The following is a 16,511-nucleotide window of genomic DNA, read 5'->3' on the forward strand; positions in this document are numbered from 1 at the left end:
ATGCCTACAAGAGAAAATGTTTAAAAAGAAATGACTAGTAATAATAAATAAAATGCATCGTCCAGCCATTCCCCTTTGCATTCGACAAAGGCAACAACTACAAAAATAGAAAGACCAACGAGCAGTAGCGACCAAAAAAACCGCCCGCACGGGTGCAAGCAGCCTGCCAGCCGTGGTCATGCGCCGGCAGCGGCGGGCCGCAACGTCAGCGACGCATTAAGGGGAAAATATGGCCAAGACCATACTAGTCGTGGACGACTCCACCAGCCTGCGGCTGGTGGTGAAGATGACACTGGAAGGTGCCGGCTACGATGTCATTGAGGCGGCCGATGGCCAGCAGGCACTGGCCTTGCTGGACGGGCGCAAGATCCATCTGGTGCTGTCGGACCTCAATATGCCGGTGATGAATGGCCTGAGCCTGCTGGCACAGATCAAGCAACACCCCGACTATCGCTTCACCCCGGTCATCATGCTGACCACTGAAACCGCCGAGCATCTGCAGCGGCAGAGCCAGCAAAGCGGTTCTTGCGCCTGGGTCATCAAGCCATTCGAACCCCCGCAACTGCTGGACGCCATCGCCCGGCTCATCCTGCCCTGAGCCATTAACATGCCCCACCTCATCACCCTGGCTGCCGAGCAGACCATCTACCAGGCGCCGGCCCTGCACCAGCAATTGGCAGCAGCACTGCGCGAGCATCCACAGCTGGAGATCGATCTGTCGCAAATCGAGGAAATCGATAGTGCCGGCGCACAGGTGCTGCTGTGGCTGCAGCTGGCCGCAGCACAACAGTCCTGCCAGCTGACACTCAGCCGGCCAAGCCAGGCCGTGCTGGAGTTCATCCGGCTACTGGGATTGCAACAGCTGCAAAACGCACTGGAGGCCGCGGATGGATCTTGAACTGGCCATGCAGTCTTTCCTGCAAGAATCTGCCGAGCTGCTGGAGCAGATGGAAAGCATTCTGCTGGACGCCGAAGCCGACAGCATTACCGCCGAACAGCTGGGCGCACTGTTCCGCAGCATGCACACCATCAAGGGGTCGGCCGGACTGTTCGGGCTGGACGAGATTGTCCATTTCACCCATCAGGCAGAAAACCTGCTGGACCAGCTACGTGATGGCCACTTGCAGCTGGATGCCGAGCTAAGCGGCGTCTTGCTGCGCAGCCACGATCACGTCAAGGCCCAGCTGGCGGCAGTGGCTGCCGGGCAGCCCATTGCGCCTGGTGAACAGGACAACATTCTGGCGGACATCGCCGCCCTGTTGCCGCCTGCGGATATGCCGCCCCCCTCTGCCGAGGCCTACGCCAGCAGCAGCGAGCCGGCCACCGACAGCGAATGGCTGCTGTCGCTGCGCTTTGGCCCGGATGTCTTGCGCAATGGCATGGACCCGGCGTCCTTTGTGCGCTACCTGGCCACGCTGGGCCAGATACAGGCGATTGCCAGCTGTTGCAGCAGCCTGCCAGCCGACGACAGTTTCGATGCGGAACGCAATTACCTGCGGCTGGAAGTCCAGTTCTGCGGCGCGGTAGATGGTGAGCAACTGGCCAGCGTATTCGCCTTTGCCTGTGAGGGCAGCCAGTTCATCATCAGCCCGCGCACCGAGCTGGCCAGCCATCTGCAACAAGCTCTACAGGCCGGCGACGCCGCCGAGCAGCAAAGCTGCCGTGACATCTGGCAGCAATGGGGGCTGTGGCAGCCGCTGGCAGACAGCGCGCCACTGCCCACGGCCAGCGTGGCAGCAGACAGCCTGCCGACCGTGGCCACCACCGCCGACAGCAAAGCTCGCAACAGCGAAAGCAGATTCATCAAAGTGGAAGCCGGCAAGCTCGACAGCCTGATCAATCTGGTGGGCGAACTGGTGATTGCCGGCGCGGCGACCAATCTGCTGGCGCGCAGCCATGGCAACAGTCCCTTGCTGGAATCCACCGTGGTGATGGCCGGGCTGATCGAGCAGATCCGCTCGCATACGCTGGCCATGCGCATGGTGCCTATCGGTGAAACCTTCAGCCGTTTCCCGCGCGTGGTGCGCGACGTCGGCCACGAACTGGGCAAATCCATCAAGCTGGAAATCAGCGGCGCGGAAACCGAACTGGACAAATCCATGGTCGACAAGCTGGCCGACCCGCTCACCCACCTGGTGCGCAATGCCATCGATCATGGCATCGAAGACGTGCAGCAGCGCCGTGCCGCCGGCAAGCCAGAGCAAGGCCATGTCTGGCTGAATGCCTATCATGAATCGGGCAGCGTGGTGATCGAAGTAGCCGATGACGGCGGCGGTCTCGACCCGCAGCGCATCCTGGCCAAAGCCATACAGCGCGGCATCATCAGCAGTGACGCCATGCTTGGCGAGCAGGACATCTACCGGCTGATCTTTGCCGCCGGTTTCTCCACCGCCGAGCGCATCAGCAATCTGTCCGGCCGTGGCGTGGGGCTGGATGTGGTGCAAAAGAATATCGAGACGCTGCGCGGTACGGTGGAGATAGACAGCGAAATCGGGCTGGGTACCACCTTTCGCCTGCGTTTGCCGCTGACCCTGGCCATCATCGATGGCTTTCTGGTGGAAGTTGGCAGCTCCACCTTTGTCATTCCGCTGGAAACCGTAGTCGAGTGCATGGAGCTGCCAGCCAGGCCGGGCTGCACAGATATGCCGGAACGGCTGCAACTGCGCGGTGAAATCCTGCCACTGCTGTATCTGCGCCAGTTCCTGGAGCTGGACGGCCAAGCCGGCCGCCGCCAAAACGTGGTGGTGATCCAGACCGGTGCCAGTCGCGTCGGACTGGTGGTCGACGCGCTGCAAGGCGAATTCCAGACGGTGATCAAACCACTGGGCAGCCTGTTCCGCCATCTGAAAGCCATCAGCGGCTCCACCATTCTGGGCAATGGTGCGGTGGCGCTGATACTGGATGTGCTGGCTCTCATCCAGCATGCCACCCAGCAGGAAGCAGGCCGCTACACGCTGGAGCAAGACCCATACCAACCGGCTGGCAACCGTCAGCCACATAACAACGATATGTCTTCGGGGAAATGACCATGAGCAAATCTGCACCCATGAGCATAGCCATGCGGCTGGGACTGGGCTTTGGCAGCCTGTTACTGCTGCTGGTGCTATGTGTCTCTGTCGCCTTGTTCGGTTTCGTGCGCATCAGTGGCATGCTGGGCGACATGCGCATCAACGACCGCGATGCCACCCGCGTGTCCACCCTGATCGAGCAGGTACAGGAGCTGCGGATCAACTATCGCAACATCATCATCTATCCCGATCTGCATGCCATCAATGGTGCCATCGAACGCTATAACGATGCCAAGCGCCGCTATCTGGACAGCGAACAGCTGCTGATCCGCGACATGCTGGCCGAGCCGGCACTGAGCCAGCGTGAACGAGAGCTGATCGCACAGATCCAGTCCATCCGCCCGCTGGCCTTCATCGCCATGGACAAATCCGAAGCACAGGCCGCCATCAATGAAAAAGACAGTGCCATCAAGCTGATGCAGTCAGAAGCCAACCCGGCCATGAGCCGCTTCACCGAAGTGCTGCGCCAGTTGTACGACACCGAGCTGCGGCTGAACGAGCAATCGCGCCTGGAAAGCGAGGCCGGCATCCAGCAGGCGCACAACATCATGCTGCTGCTATCAATAGCGGCCCTGCTGCTGGGCAGCCTGCTGGCTGCGCTGATCATCCGCTCGCTACGTCGCACCCTGGGCGGTGAGCCGCATGCCGTCGCCGACATCATGCAGCAGCTGGCCAGCGGCCGGCTGGATACCCAATTACCGCTACGCCAAGGTGATACCAGCAGCATGGTGTACTCGGTGGCACAAACGGTCAGCACCCTGGCCGGCCTGATGACCGAAGTGAAAAACGGCGCAGCCAACCTGGCCTCGGCCTCCCAGCAGCTGAATGCCACCTCGCAGTCGCTATCGCAATCGGCCAGCGAATCGGCAGCCGGCATCGAGGAAACCACCTCGGCCATCGAGGAAATGTCCGCCGCCATCAACCAAACCAATGACAATGCCCGTGTTACCGAAGGTATTGCCGAACAAGCCGCGCGCGAGGCTGCTGAAGGCGGCGAGGCCGTGCGCCAGACCGTCAATGCCATGCGCCAGATTGCCGACAAGATCGTCATCATCGACGACATCGCCTACCAGACCAATCTGCTGGCCCTGAATGCCGCCATCGAAGCGGCACGTGCCGGCGAGCACGGCAAGGGCTTTGCCGTGGTGGCGGCAGAAGTACGCAAGCTGGCCGAGCGCAGCCAGATCGCCGCCCAGGAAATCAGCCAGGTTGCCGCCGGCAGCGTCGGGCTGGCCGAACAGGCCGGCAAGCTGCTGGGCGAAATGGTGCGCTCCAGTGGCCGCACTGCCGATCTGGTGCAGGAAATCGCCGCCGCCTCCAATGAACAGGCCAGCGCGGTCAACCAGATCAGCAGCGCTGTGCAGCAACAGAACTCCACCACCCAGCAAACCGCCTCGGCCAGCGAAGAGCTGGCCTCCACTGCCGAGCAGATGAGCAGCCAGGCGGAAAATCTGCTGGAGTTGATGAGCTTCTTCCGGATGCACGACAGCGCAGCCGTGCGCACCGCACCACCGGCCGGCCGTGCCGGGCAGTACGGCATGCCACAGCAGCTGCGCCGCGTCGGTAGCACACAGGTCGACGAATCCGACTACATCCGTTACTAGGCACCGCCACATGGGCGCACAACAACACTGGCGCAAAGCCAAACACGCCGCCGTCGCTCCCCCGCCGCCGCAGCAGCGGGTGCAATACCTGCGGCTGCGTGCCGGGCCACACCAGCTGGCCATCGGTATCGATTTCGTGCGCGAGCTGCTGGAATACCAGCCGCTGACCACGCTGCCCCAGATGCCGCCACCGCTGTGCGGCATGCTCAATCTGCGTGGTAGCGGCGTGCCGGTGATCGAACTGGCACAGTGCCTGGGTCTGCCCGCTGCCGCAGCGCAACGCCGCAGCTGCATCATCATCCTGTACCGGGCCGACAGCCAGCCTGCACAGGAAATCGGCATGCTGGTCGACGAGGTCTACGCGGTGCAGGAGCTGGCGTGCAGCGAGATCGAAGCCGCACCGCAACTGGGAGGGCTGCTGCCCGATCACTTCATCGCCGGCCTGCTGCGCGAGCCACAGGGGTTTACTGTGCTGCTGGATGCCAGCCGCCTGCTGTCGCTGGACGAGCTGGCGCACTTGTTTCTTCCACCTGCGCCATCAGCCCAGTCCGACCTGCTGCTACAGGAGGATGGCCATGACTAAACCGGCCGAACCGGAGCAGTACCTCAGCTTCCAGCTGGGTGCCGATGTCTTCGCCTGCAATATCCTGCAGGTGAAGGAAATCCTGGAATACCACCGGCTGACCAGCGTGCCGCAAATGCCCGCTTTTGTGCACGGGGTGATGAATCTGCGCGGCACGGTGGTGCCGGTCATCGACCTGGCCTTGCGCTGCGGCCGCCCTGCCAGCGCCATTCTGCGCCGCAGCTGCATTGTCATTCTGGAAGCCGGCCATGAAGCACCACGCCAGTACATAGGCATGCTGGTGGATGCGGTACACGAGGTCATCAGCCTGTGCGCCGACGACATCCTGCCCGCACCAGCCTTTGGCAACCATCTGCGGCCGGATTTCATTGCCGGCGTAAGCCACTGGCAGCAGCGCTACATTCTGCTGCTGCACATGGACAAAGTGCTGTCGATTGAAGAAATGGCCAGCCTGTCCTCGCCACCTGCTGTACAGATAAAGGCGGAAAGCGCCTGCCTGATGAGCTAGATTGGAAAAGCGCCTGCCCACCGGTTTGCGCAGGGAATCCGCTGCGATGCAGCAGCCAAGTGAAAGCACATGACCAGCAGCCCGCGCAAAGAAGTGTTTCTGCACCCCGGCGAATGGCTATTCGCCGACCGGGAGCATGTCATCAGCACCTTGCTGGGTTCCTGCGTTTCCATCGTGTTGTGGCACCCGCAGCTGCAAGTGGGCGGCATGTGCCACTACCTGCTGGCACACCGCAATGAGCGGGGCAGCCGCGAGTTGTCCGGCCGCTATGGCGACGAGGCCATGTTGCTGTTGTTGCGCGAAGTGCTGGCCACCGGACGACCACTGCAGGAGTTTCGGGCCAAGCTGATCGGTGGCGCAGCCATCCTGGCCACACTGGAAGGAGAACACGGCAGCAACGATGTTGCTGCACGCAATGCCGACATGGCCCGTTTGCTGGCACGGCAACTGGGGCTGACGGTGCAGACAGAGGATCTGGGCGGGGCGAGTCCCAGAATGGTGGTATTTGATGTGCAATCCGGCGATGTCTGGGTGCGCCTGTCGCAGGATCACGATACGGGCGCAACCCTGGCCGGTACAAAAAGGAAAAAAGCATGAGCATCAAGGTCATGATTGTCGACGACTCCGCCGTGGTACGGCAGGTATTGAGCGAAGTCTTCAACGCCAGCAGCGGTATCGAGGTGATGGATGTGGCCACCGACCCCATCGTCGCCATGGAAAAAATGAAGCAGCACTGGCCGGATGTCATCGTGCTGGATGTGGAAATGCCGCGCATGGACGGCATTACCTTCCTCAAGCAGATCATGGCCAGCCGCCCTACCCCGGTGGTGATCTGCTCCTCGCTCACCCAGAAGGGGGCCGACATCAGCATGCAGGCCATGGCTGCCGGTGCGGTCGAGGTCATCGCCAAACCGCATGCCGGGGTGAAGCAGTTTTTGCAGGACAGCAACAATCTGCTGATCCAGGCGGTCAAGGGCGCGGCGGCGGCCCGCATGAGCCGCATGCGCAGCCTGCCGCCCACACCGCTGGAAAGCCGCCCCAAATTGTCGGCCGATGCCATCCTGGCCGCGCCCACCGGGCAGCAGATGTTCCAGACCACCGAACGCATCGTCGCCATCGGCACCTCCACCGGCGGCACCCAGGCGCTGGAGGCCATTCTCACCAAGCTGCCTCGCACCTGTCCGGGGCTGGCCATCGTGCAGCATATGCCGGAAAAATTCACCGCTTCCTTTGCCGAACGGCTGGACCGGTTGTCGGAAATTGAAGTCAAGGAAGCAGCCACGGGCGACCGCATCCTGCCAGGCCGGGCACTGATCGCCCCTGGCGGCAAGCACATGATGATCAAGCGCAGTGGTGCTTACTACCAGGTAGAAGTGGTGGACGGGCCACTGGTCAGCCGCCACAAGCCCTCGGTCGATGTGCTGTTTCGCTCGGCCGCCAAATTCGCCGGCAAGAATGCGCTGGGCATCATCATGACCGGCATGGGCGATGATGGAGCCAAGGGCTTGAAGGAAATGCACGATGTCGGTGCCCGTACCATCGCCCAGGACGAAGACAGCTGCGTGGTGTTCGGCATGCCCAAGGAAGCCATCAAGCTGGGGGCCGCTGATGAGGTCATCCCTTTGGATGCCATGGCCAAGGCCATATGCCGCTAAGGGAGAGCCACTGATGCAGTTGACCACCATGCAGGATGTGCTGATCGTCGACGACAGCCACCTGCACCGACAGCTGGCCAGCGAACTATGCCGCCAGCTGGGCTTTACCAGCATCCGCCATGCAGCCAACGGTGAGGAAGGCATGGCGCTGGTACGCCAGCACGTGCCGGCGCTGATGCTGCTGGACCTGGAAATGCCGCGCATGGACGGCGTACAGGTCATGCAACAGCTGGCGCTGGAGAAACTGACGCCCTACATCATCCTCACCTCGGGCAAGGATTACATCCTGATTTCCACGCTGGAGCTGATGGGCAGCGGACTGGGGCTGCCAGTACTGGGAGGCTTGAGAAAACCGCTGCAAGCCGGAGAGCTGCAGGACCTGCTGGCACGGCTGAGCCAGCAGTCGGCCAAGAGCAAGGAAAGCTGCGCGCTGTGCGATGCGGCCGAAGTCCGCCAGGCATTGGAACAGCAGCAGATCATTCCCTATTACCAGCCCAAGATCGACCTGGGCAGCGGCCAGCTCAAGGGCGCGGAAATGCTGGCGCGCTGGCTGCACCCCAGTCGCGGGCTGATCATGCCGGGCAGCTTCATCCCGGTCATCGAGCAATATGGCTGGGCCACCGAGCTGACACTCACCATGCTGGAGCAAGGCCTGCAGCAATGGCAGGAATGGGCCCGCCAGGGTCTGCGCCTGCCATTGTCCATCAATCTGTCCGCCCGTTCGCTGCAGGGCAGCACCCTGATCGACGAAATGGCAAGCCGCCTGCAACGTGCCAAGGTTCCCGCCCGCTACATTACCTTTGAAATCACCGAAACCGCCATCGCCGACAATCTGCCGCAAGCCATCGGCATGGCCGCGCGCTTGCGGCTGGCCGGCTTCGGCCTGTCCATCGACGATTTCGGCACTGGCTTTGCCACTTTGCAGCAGCTCACGCACTTTCCCTTCACCGAACTGAAAATCGATCAGTCACTGGTAACCTCGATTGGCAGCAAGCCACATTTGCAAGCCATCGCCAACAGCATCATCGAGCTGGGTCAGCGCATGCAGCTGACCACGGTCGCCGAGGGCATAGAAACCCGGCAGGACATGGAGTTGATGCAGGCACGCGGCTGCAATCTGGGACAGGGTTATTACATTGCCCGGCCCATGGAAGCCGCACTCATGCAGAGTTGGGCCAAACAGCGCCAGCAGATGGTCAGCGAGACGCCGCCGACCATCAGTTAGATGGCGGCAGGCCGGCTCAGGGCAAACGCCACAAGGGCGGCTCGTCCATCAGGGCAATCTGCTCGCGCAGCGACAGAATCTGCTCTTCCCAGAAGCGCGGCTGGGCAAACCAGGGAAAGGCCGCCGGGAAAGCCGGATCATGCCAGCGCCGTGCCAGCCAGGCCGAATAATGCAGCAGGCGCAGGGTACGCAAGCCCTCCAGCAAATACAGCTCGCGCACATTGAAATCGCAGAAATCCTCGTAACCCGCCAGCACATCCGCCAGCTGGGATGACTGCTCCTCGCGCGAGCCGGACAGTAGCATCCACAAATCCTGCAAGGCCGGCCCCATACGGCTGTCGTCGAAGTCGACAAAATGCGGGCCGTCGTCGGTCCACAGCATATTGCCGTTATGGCAATCGCCATGCAGGCGCAGCTGGTGCACCGTACCGGCACGGTCAAAGCAGCGACGCACGCCATCCAGCGCCTGGGCCGCCACGCCGCGATACACCTCGCGCAGATCAGGCGGCAGCAAATTGTTGGCCAGCAGATAGTTCACCGGCTCCACCCCGAAACTGTCGATATCCAGCTGCGGCCGCTGCGCATAATCCTCTATCTGCCCCAGTGCGTGAATCCGCCCCAGAAAACGGCCAATCCACTCCAGCGTACGGCTGTCACCCAGCTCCGGCACCCGTCCGCCACGGCGGGCGAACAGGGCAAAACGGAAACCACCATGCTGATGCAGGCTGGCACCGTCAAACAGCAGCGGCGGCACCACCGGAATCTCGCGCTCGGCCAGCTGCTGGCTGAAAACATGCTCCTCCAGGATTTGGGCATCGCTCCAGCGCTCCGGGCGGTAAAACTTGGCCACCAGTGGCGGGCCTTCTTCCATGCCCAGCTGATAGACGCGGTTTTCATAGCTGTTGAGTGCCAGCAGGCTGCCAGAGGCGCGCAGGCCCAGGCTTTCCACCGCATCCAGCAGCGCATCCGGCGTCAGGCCGGCAAAGGGGGGAGTAGCATCATGTGTCATCGCGCCATTATACGTGTAGTTGCACAGCCGCTACCCATTGCTGCGTCGGCTCGGCTAGTATGCAAGGAGGGAGTCCTCCCACACTTGCAGGAGCCACATCATGCATACCCGTGATCCACAGCAGGACCACAGACTGTTATCGCTCCCCGCTGATATCGCCGAAGCCACCTGGAGCGGCTGGCAATGCATCGCCCATACCCTGCACCGCCAACGCTGCGAACCGGCAAGGGATCAGCACAGCCAGTGGCGGCACATCCTGGGCTGGCTGGCCGGCAATCTGCTACTGGTGGCCCTGCTGTATCTGCTATACCGATTTTCCCGATTCTGAGAAGGCCCCATGGAGCTGAAAAACCTGTACGCCCGCCTGCCCTCGGTAGACCGGCTGCTCAATCACCGCCTGCTGGAAAAGGTCATCGACCGCCATGGCAGCGCCGCATTGGCCGAGGCCGTGCGCCAGACTCTGGATGAAGCACGCCAGCACATCCGCGCCAATAACAGCCTGCCCGACTGGGCCGCAGACGAACAACAACTGGCACAGGCCGCCAGCCAGCGCGTGGCCAGCCGCCAGCAGATGCAGATGCGGCCGGTGTTCAATCTCAGCGGCACCGTGCTGCATACCAATCTGGGCCGCGCGCCGATGGCCGAGGCCGCTGTGGAGGCCGTCAGCCACGCCATGCGCGAGTCGGTGACACTGGAATACGATCTGGATGGGGCTGGACGTGGTCATCGGGATACTGCCATCAGCGAATTGCTGCAGGAGCTGACCGGTGCCGAAGCCGCCTGCGTGGTCAACAACAATGCCGCTGCCGTGCTGATCCTGCTCTCAACCGTGGCGGCCGGACGTGAAGTCGTGGTATCGCGTGGCGAGCTGGTGGAAATCGGCGGTGCCTTCCGCATGCCGGATGTGATGCGCCAGGCCGGCTGCCGGCTGGTGGAGGTGGGCGCCACCAATCGCACCCATCTGCGCGATTACAGCCAGGCCATCAATGCCGAAACCGGGCTGCTGATGAAGGTGCACACCAGCAACTACCATATCGAAGGCTTCACCCACAGTGTCAGCGAAGCCGAACTGGCCGAACTGGCCCGCCACCACGGTTTGCCGGCGGCCACCGATCTGGGCTCGGGTGCGCTGATCGATCTGTCTGCCTACGGACTGCCGGCCGAACCGATGCCGCAGCAGATGATTGCCCAGGGCGTGGATCTGGTGAGTTTTTCCGGTGACAAGCTGCTGGGCGGACCGCAAGCCGGGCTGATCATCGGCAAGAAAAGCTGGATAGACAAAATCCAGAAACACCCGCTCAAACGGGCCCTGCGCTGCGACAAGATGACCTTGGCCGCACTGGAAGCCACGCTGCGGCTCTACCTGCAGCCGGACAAGCTGACACAACAGTTGCCCACCCTGCGCCGGCTGACCCGCCCGCAAACGGAAATGCAAGAACAGGCCACGCGCCTGCTGGGCTGCCTGAGCAGCTTTGCCGGAGCCGAGTTCGATACCGCGACAGCCGCCTGCCTGTCGCAGATTGGCAGTGGCTCACTGCCGGTGGATAGACTCCCCAGCTGGGCCATCACCTTCAGCGCACGCGATGGCCGTGGCAGCACGCTGGAAGCGCTGGCCAGCCGCCTGCGCAGCCTGCCCGCGCCGGTGATAGGCCGGCTATTCGATGGCAAGCTGTGGCTGGACCTGCGCTGCCTGGAAGATGAAGCGGCGTTTCTCGCCAACCTGCAGCCGGCAGACTCAGCCAGCTAGCCGTGCCAGCGGCTCCAGCCCTGGATCAGCACAAAGGCTGCCACCGCCCAGCTCAGCGTGGCGGCGGCCAGTGCCCAGGGCAGGCGCAGGCGATCTACCAGGCAATACAGGCTGAACAGATAGACAAAATACGGCAGCAAGGACCACATGCCGAACAGCACGGTGGTTTTCAGAGCAAGCGCACCGCGCTCGCTACCGACAATGTAGTGGGCAATCAGCGCAAAAGTGGGAAACAGTGGCACCAGGCCGGCAATATAATAATTGCGCGAGCGTGACAGCAGGCTGATCAGCACCACCGCCAGCGCACCGAGCAGAGACTTGAGCAACAGAGCCAAGATCATTCCGTAACAGGATGGATAACAGTGGCTATTCTGACATGATCAGTCACGAACACCTGCGAAATGCAGATCATTCTTATTATTGTTTTTATTTACCGAAAAATAAAATCCAATTAATAAAAACTTAAGCCAGCTATGGCATACTGCACACCCCACCCGCTTTGAACTGTATTGTCATGACCATACACACCAGCCATTCCCCACATGAAACGGTGGATGATGCCGCACGTAACAAGGCAGCCCACCGCAGTACCATGGTCAGCGTCTGGGTCAACATCGTACTGGCCAGTGCGCAGATTCTGATCGGCGTGTTCGCCAAATCCCAGGCGCTGGTGGCGGACGGTATCCACTCGCTATCGGATCTGCTATCCGATTTCGTGGTGCTGCTGGCCGGCCATCACAGCCGCAAGGCACCGGATGCTGACCACCAGTACGGCCACCAGCGCTATGAAAACGCCGCCTCGCTGGTACTGGGCCTGCTGCTGCTGGCCGTGGGCATCGGCATGCTGTGGTCGGCTGCCGTGAAGTTTCACGATCCCTCGGCCATTCCCACCGTACACAGCATCGCCTTGTGGGTGGCGCTGGTGGCACTGGTCTCCAAGGAGCTGCTGTTCCGCTTCATGCTGGCGGTGGCGCAGCGCGTTCGTTCCAGCATGTTGGTGGCCAATGCCTGGCATGCCCGCTCCGACGCGGCCTCCTCGCTGGTGGTCGCCATCGGCATTATTGGCAACCTGATGGGCTATCCCATCCTCGACCCCATCGCCGCGCTGATTGTCGGCTTCATCGTCGGCAAGATGGGCTGGAGCTTCGCCTGGAATTCGCTGCACGACCTGATGGACCGAGCCGCCGATGCCGAAGAAACCGAAGCCATCCGCCAAACCCTGCTCATCGCGCCCGGCGTGCTGGCACTGCATGATTTGCGCACCCGCAAAATGGGTGACCTGATCGTGGTGGATGTTCACCTGGAAGTGGATGGCCACATGAATGTATTCGAAGCACACGACATTGCCGAACGCGCGCGTGACATGGTGATGCAGCAACACCCGGTGCTCAATGTCATGACCCATATCGACCCGGTGGGGCTGGAACATCCGGCCGACCGCTCCATCGCATGATTTTTGCCACTGCCGGCCACATCGACCATGGCAAAACCGCGCTGCTGCAGGCACTGACCGGCCACAATGCCGACCGCCTGCCCGAGGAAAAAAAGCGCGGCATGACCATAGACCTGGGTTATGTCTACCTGCCACTGACGGATGGCCGGGTGCTGGGCTTTGTCGATGTGCCGGGCCACGAGAAATTTCTGGCCAATATGCTGTGTGGCCTGTCCGGCATTCCGCACGCCCTGCTGGTAGTGGCCGCCGACGACGGCATCATGCCGCAGACGCGCGAGCATCTGGCCATTCTGCAACTGTGCGGCATCCCGCAGTTGAGCATTGTCATCAGCAAATGCGATCTGGTCGACCAGGCGCGTCAGCAACAAGTTGACGCCGACATCCGCCAATTACTGCAAGACAGCCGCTGGGCCGATGCCCCGCTGTTTGTCGTCTCCAGCCACAGCGGTGAGGGCATCGCCGACCTGCGCCAGCATCTGCTGCAGCAAAGCAGCCTGCCGGAGGCTGCCGCCGACTTGCGTTTCCGGCTGGCCATCGACCGTGCCTTCACCCTGAGCGGTGCCGGCCTGGTGGTCACCGGTACTGCACTGGGCGGCCGCGTAGCCGTTGGCGACAAACTTTGGCTGACTGGCCGCAACGTGACGGTGCGGGTACGCAGCCTGCATGTGCAAAATGCCAGCACCAGCCAAGGCCAGGCCGGCCAGCGCATTGCGCTCAATCTGGTTGGCGATGTGGAAAAGCAGCAGGTGCAGCGTGGCGACTGGCTGCTGGCCAGCGCGCCACCACCGCCCAGCCAACGCATCACCATCGCCCTGCAAGCCATTGCACCGCTCAAGCACTGGCAGGCCGTGCATATCCACCATGCCGCCCGCCACATTACCGGCCGCCTGGCCCTGCTCAGCCGCAGTCAGCTGGAAGCAGGTGCCCAGACCCTGGCCGAGCTCACGCTGGATCAGCCACTGTGGCTGGCCGATGATGACCGGCTCATCCTGCGCGATGCCAGCGCCCGCGACACCATCGCCGGCGCACAAGTACTGGAACTGCAGCCGCCAACGCGCGGCAAACGCCTGCCTGAACGGCTGGAACATCTGCGCCACTTGCAAGACCCCAGGCTGAGCCTGCCGGCCAAGCTAGCGCTACTCAGCATCCAGCAGGCCGTCATGCTGGACGACTTTGCCTGGGCCAATCAGCAGTCAGCCGCCAGCGTACAAAGCTTGCTGCACCACAGCGCCGGCCAGCAGGTAGCAGGCCGCCTCTACGCGGCCGAGCGCTGGGCCGGCTTGCAGCAGAAACTGCTCGATGGGCTAGCCAGACTGCATCAGCAGCATCCCGACCAACTCGGTGCCAGCCGTGGCCGCCTGCGCCGGCTGGCCTTGCCTGGTGAACCGGAAGCAACGGTCAACCTGCTGCTGGAACAGCTGCTGCAACAAGGCAGCCTGCGCCAGACCCGTGGCTGGCTGCACCTGCCGCAGCATGTGCTGGGATTCACTACTCAGGAAGAAGCGCACTGGCAACAACTGGCCCCCTGCTTTGCCAACAGTAGCGAGCCACACTGGGTCCGCGATCTGGCGGCCATTAGCGAACTCGACGAAGAACAGCTCAGACAGCTGTTACGCAAAGCCGCCCGCCTGGGCCACGTGCTGGCGGTGGTACAAGACCGCTATTTTGCCGCCGCTGCCGTGCAACACATGGCCGACATCATCCGTCAGCTGTGCCAGCAACATGGCCATGCCGATGCCGCCACCTTTCGCAACCAGCTGGGCTGTGGCCGCAAGCTGGCGATACAGATCCTGGAATTCTTTGATCGCAGCGGCTTCACCCGCCGCCTGGCCGACCGTCACCTGCTACGCGAAAACCTGCTGTTCACCAAGCTCAGCGCAAGTAGTCCCCAGGCCACGGACGAAACTTCACCCGGCAGCTGAAACCGGTATAATCGGCCGACACGGAAGAGAGGCATCCCCGGTGGGGTGGCTGGTCTTCAAAACCAGAGGGGGCCGCCAGCGGTCCCGGGTGGGTTCGACTCCCATTCTCTTCCGCCATCAGCAGACCACCGCAAACCACAAAAAATCACCCAGAACTATTGCCCAGCAAGGATTTCAGCCAAGCAGGCCGGCGGCTTGCAGCGGCTTCATGCGGCGTCAAAATTCGCACAAATTTCGCACAATATACGTGGATCAATCCAACATAATCCGGCCGTGGCAATGGTTGCATCAGTGCGCCATTGGCAAACAGTCAAATGCCGCTGCAGAAACCATGCACTATTTGCATGGAATCGCATGATTGCGGATAGGTGACATTGCAGCGCGAAAGCCTTGTCACGGGCCATTTACGGGGAAATCATGCAGGTGCATATTTTTCGGCACATTAAATAGGCTGGCGAACTGGAGCTTCAAGTGTGCAGGCAAAGTATTCACCGGAGTGTTTGGAGTATTTTGGGAATTGACTATGTAGCCGAGTTGAATGCACAGGCAGGTGGATACTCTGGTCTGATAACATCTGCAGCTACCCTTACCGAGGAAAGATGGCTTTATCGATTGCGGTATCGGTGCGAAAGTCCATGGTGCAGATGATACGTTGCAGTCAATTGAGTTAATTGGCTATGCCTCATGAGATGCCAAAGGATTGGTGATCACAATTGCAGAGGCGAGCATGACCGCAACGGCACACAGCTACCATCACGAAGCCAGTTATATCATGTAAAAAAGCCCAGCACATGCTGGGCTTTCCCTATTACACCAAAGCAAACAACTCATCTGTTTCTACTCAAAACTGACAAGTCCAATCCGCATGGGGGTCGCACAATGATTTGCGCCCGAATTTGAAATCATTACCAAATAAATTTACCCCAACAAGACAGCAGGCTCTGTGCTCAGCATACTTTCCAAACACAAACCACTCAAGCCACAATAAAATTATTGGCAGTTGCATGCTGACAATATTGCATAGCCCTTACCCCATGGATAGCTCAGATAAGATTAGCTGTTAGCATTTGACGGTAGTATTCAAGATAGACCGCATAGAGGTGATTCAAAACATTCGCACCACGGCGACCAGACTTTGCCATGCATGCCTGCTTGGCTGCAGTTAGCTCCCTTATTTCGTAAGGCATCAGTACGATTTCATCGCGTGACTGATAAACCGAATAAACTGATTTCAGATTATCGATCACGTGTTGAATCAACCGGGCCTCCGGCGCGTGAACGTTAACATACAGTACGTGAAATGCTTTTAGCAGAGCAATCATCTGAATGATTTTTTCTTCGTCCGCTTTTCCGGAGCAAAGATCCGCACAGCAATTAGTCAAATTTTGTTTGATATTTATCATGATGCGACACTGACCTTGACTGACTATTGCCGAATAACAAGCTGCGCTCACCGGCCAGAATAGAACCGGCTGGTAACTTCAAACTCATTCAAAATGTCAAAAATTAATGGATTAATAACACGGATACCATACGACCAAAGTACTTTTCTTCAGATAAAAACAATTACCCAGTCATGACAAGGCACTGGGTCTAGCCTGCGGGCTGCGCGGACACCAGGGCAAACACCATGGCTTGCTGAAAATTTACAACTCAAGCATATCACTTCAATCTGCCTTGCCAAGTAGGAGCGGCAAATGAAAAGAGCCGCAAGATGCAGCCCTTTATTCGCATTGA

16 protein-coding genes and 1 tRNA gene are annotated in these 16,511 nt (G+C 60.6%); 14 read left to right on the top strand and 3 right to left on the bottom strand.

Annotated features, from left to right (window positions below):
* Window positions 1-229: 229 nt before the first annotated feature.
* The 9 genes from H2Z84_RS11380 (at window position 230) to H2Z84_RS11420 (ending at window position 8,643) form a co-directional block, all read left to right on the top strand.
* The gene (locus tag H2Z84_RS11380) at window positions 230-598 is read left to right on the top strand and encodes a response regulator (protein WP_181836068.1); all 369 of its coding nucleotides are present in this window, start codon (window positions 230-232) and stop codon (window positions 596-598) included.
* A gap of 9 nt (window positions 599-607) precedes the next feature.
* Window positions 608-898, top strand: a complete 291-nt coding sequence (locus H2Z84_RS11385) for an STAS domain-containing protein (protein ID WP_181836069.1) — start codon at window positions 608-610, stop codon at window positions 896-898.
* Window positions 888-3,026 (top strand): chemotaxis protein CheA, encoded by a 2,139-nt coding sequence (locus tag H2Z84_RS11390; protein ID WP_181836070.1) that lies wholly within the window; start codon window positions 888-890, stop codon window positions 3,024-3,026. The genes H2Z84_RS11385 and H2Z84_RS11390 overlap by 11 nt, the downstream gene beginning before the upstream one ends.
* A gap of 2 nt (window positions 3,027-3,028) precedes the next feature.
* The gene (locus tag H2Z84_RS11395; RefSeq protein ID WP_220272795.1) at window positions 3,029-4,672 is read left to right on the top strand and encodes a methyl-accepting chemotaxis protein; all 1,644 of its coding nucleotides are present in this window, start codon (window positions 3,029-3,031) and stop codon (window positions 4,670-4,672) included.
* A 10-nt stretch (window positions 4,673-4,682) separates the two neighbouring features.
* The gene (locus tag H2Z84_RS11400; protein WP_181836071.1) at window positions 4,683-5,255 is read left to right on the top strand and encodes a chemotaxis protein CheW; all 573 of its coding nucleotides are present in this window, start codon (window positions 4,683-4,685) and stop codon (window positions 5,253-5,255) included.
* Window positions 5,248-5,763: a chemotaxis protein CheW gene (locus H2Z84_RS11405; protein WP_258869375.1), complete on the top strand. Its 516-nt coding sequence runs from the start codon at window positions 5,248-5,250 to the stop codon at window positions 5,761-5,763. Before H2Z84_RS11400 ends, H2Z84_RS11405 begins: the two co-directional genes overlap by 8 nt.
* A gap of 69 nt (window positions 5,764-5,832) precedes the next feature.
* Window positions 5,833-6,360, top strand: coding sequence for a chemotaxis protein CheD (locus tag H2Z84_RS11410; protein WP_181836073.1), 528 nt, complete (start codon window positions 5,833-5,835; stop codon window positions 6,358-6,360).
* Window positions 6,357-7,418, top strand: coding sequence for a protein-glutamate methylesterase/protein-glutamine glutaminase (locus H2Z84_RS11415; protein WP_181836074.1), 1,062 nt, complete (start codon window positions 6,357-6,359; stop codon window positions 7,416-7,418). The genes H2Z84_RS11410 and H2Z84_RS11415 overlap by 4 nt, the downstream gene beginning before the upstream one ends.
* Window positions 7,419-7,431: 13 nt before the next feature.
* Window positions 7,432-8,643, top strand: a complete 1,212-nt coding sequence (locus H2Z84_RS11420; RefSeq protein WP_181836075.1) for an EAL domain-containing response regulator — start codon at window positions 7,432-7,434, stop codon at window positions 8,641-8,643.
* Window positions 8,644-8,659: 16 nt separating this feature from the next.
* Here H2Z84_RS11420 and H2Z84_RS11425 read toward each other — a convergent pair whose 3' ends face one another.
* Complete coding sequence (locus H2Z84_RS11425; protein ID WP_181836076.1) at window positions 8,660-9,652, bottom strand: serine/threonine protein kinase; 993 nt, start codon at window positions 9,650-9,652, stop codon at window positions 8,660-8,662.
* A 100-nt stretch (window positions 9,653-9,752) separates the two neighbouring features.
* Between H2Z84_RS11425 and H2Z84_RS11430 the strand changes: the two genes are divergently transcribed.
* Window positions 9,753-9,980, top strand: coding sequence for a hypothetical protein (locus H2Z84_RS11430; RefSeq protein ID WP_181836077.1), 228 nt, complete (start codon window positions 9,753-9,755; stop codon window positions 9,978-9,980).
* 9 nt (window positions 9,981-9,989) lie between these two features.
* Window positions 9,990-11,399 (top strand): L-seryl-tRNA(Sec) selenium transferase, encoded by a 1,410-nt coding sequence (gene selA / locus H2Z84_RS11435; protein WP_181836078.1) that lies wholly within the window; start codon window positions 9,990-9,992, stop codon window positions 11,397-11,399.
* On the opposite strand, the gene H2Z84_RS11440 is transcribed toward selA, so the two are convergent.
* Window positions 11,396-11,740, bottom strand: coding sequence for a GlpM family protein (locus tag H2Z84_RS11440; protein ID WP_226034197.1), 345 nt, complete (start codon window positions 11,738-11,740; stop codon window positions 11,396-11,398). The two genes, selA and H2Z84_RS11440, sit on opposite strands and share 4 nt — an antisense overlap.
* A 173-nt stretch (window positions 11,741-11,913) precedes the next feature.
* Here H2Z84_RS11440 and H2Z84_RS11445 point away from each other — a divergent pair, with 173 nt between their 5' ends.
* From H2Z84_RS11445 to H2Z84_RS11455, 3 genes are all read left to right on the top strand, one after another.
* Window positions 11,914-12,852: a cation diffusion facilitator family transporter gene (locus H2Z84_RS11445; protein WP_181836079.1), complete on the top strand. Its 939-nt coding sequence runs from the start codon at window positions 11,914-11,916 to the stop codon at window positions 12,850-12,852.
* Window positions 12,849-14,774 carry a selenocysteine-specific translation elongation factor gene (gene selB, locus H2Z84_RS11450; RefSeq protein WP_181836080.1) on the top strand — a complete coding sequence of 642 codons (1,926 nt, stop codon included), beginning with the start codon at window positions 12,849-12,851 and terminating at the stop codon, window positions 14,772-14,774. The genes H2Z84_RS11445 and selB overlap by 4 nt, the downstream gene beginning before the upstream one ends.
* A gap of 22 nt (window positions 14,775-14,796) precedes the next feature.
* Window positions 14,797-14,891: transfer RNA gene (locus H2Z84_RS11455), tRNA-Sec, on the top strand.
* Between the two features lie 926 nt (window positions 14,892-15,817).
* Here H2Z84_RS11455 and H2Z84_RS11460 read toward each other — a convergent pair.
* Window positions 15,818-16,177, bottom strand: coding sequence for a hypothetical protein (locus H2Z84_RS11460; protein WP_181836081.1), 360 nt, complete (start codon window positions 16,175-16,177; stop codon window positions 15,818-15,820).
* Window positions 16,178-16,511: the final 334 nt, after the last annotated feature.

The sequence above is a fragment of the Aquitalea aquatica genome, from assembly GCF_013911085.1.
GTDB lineage: Bacteria > Pseudomonadota > Gammaproteobacteria > Burkholderiales > Chromobacteriaceae > Aquitalea > Aquitalea aquatica.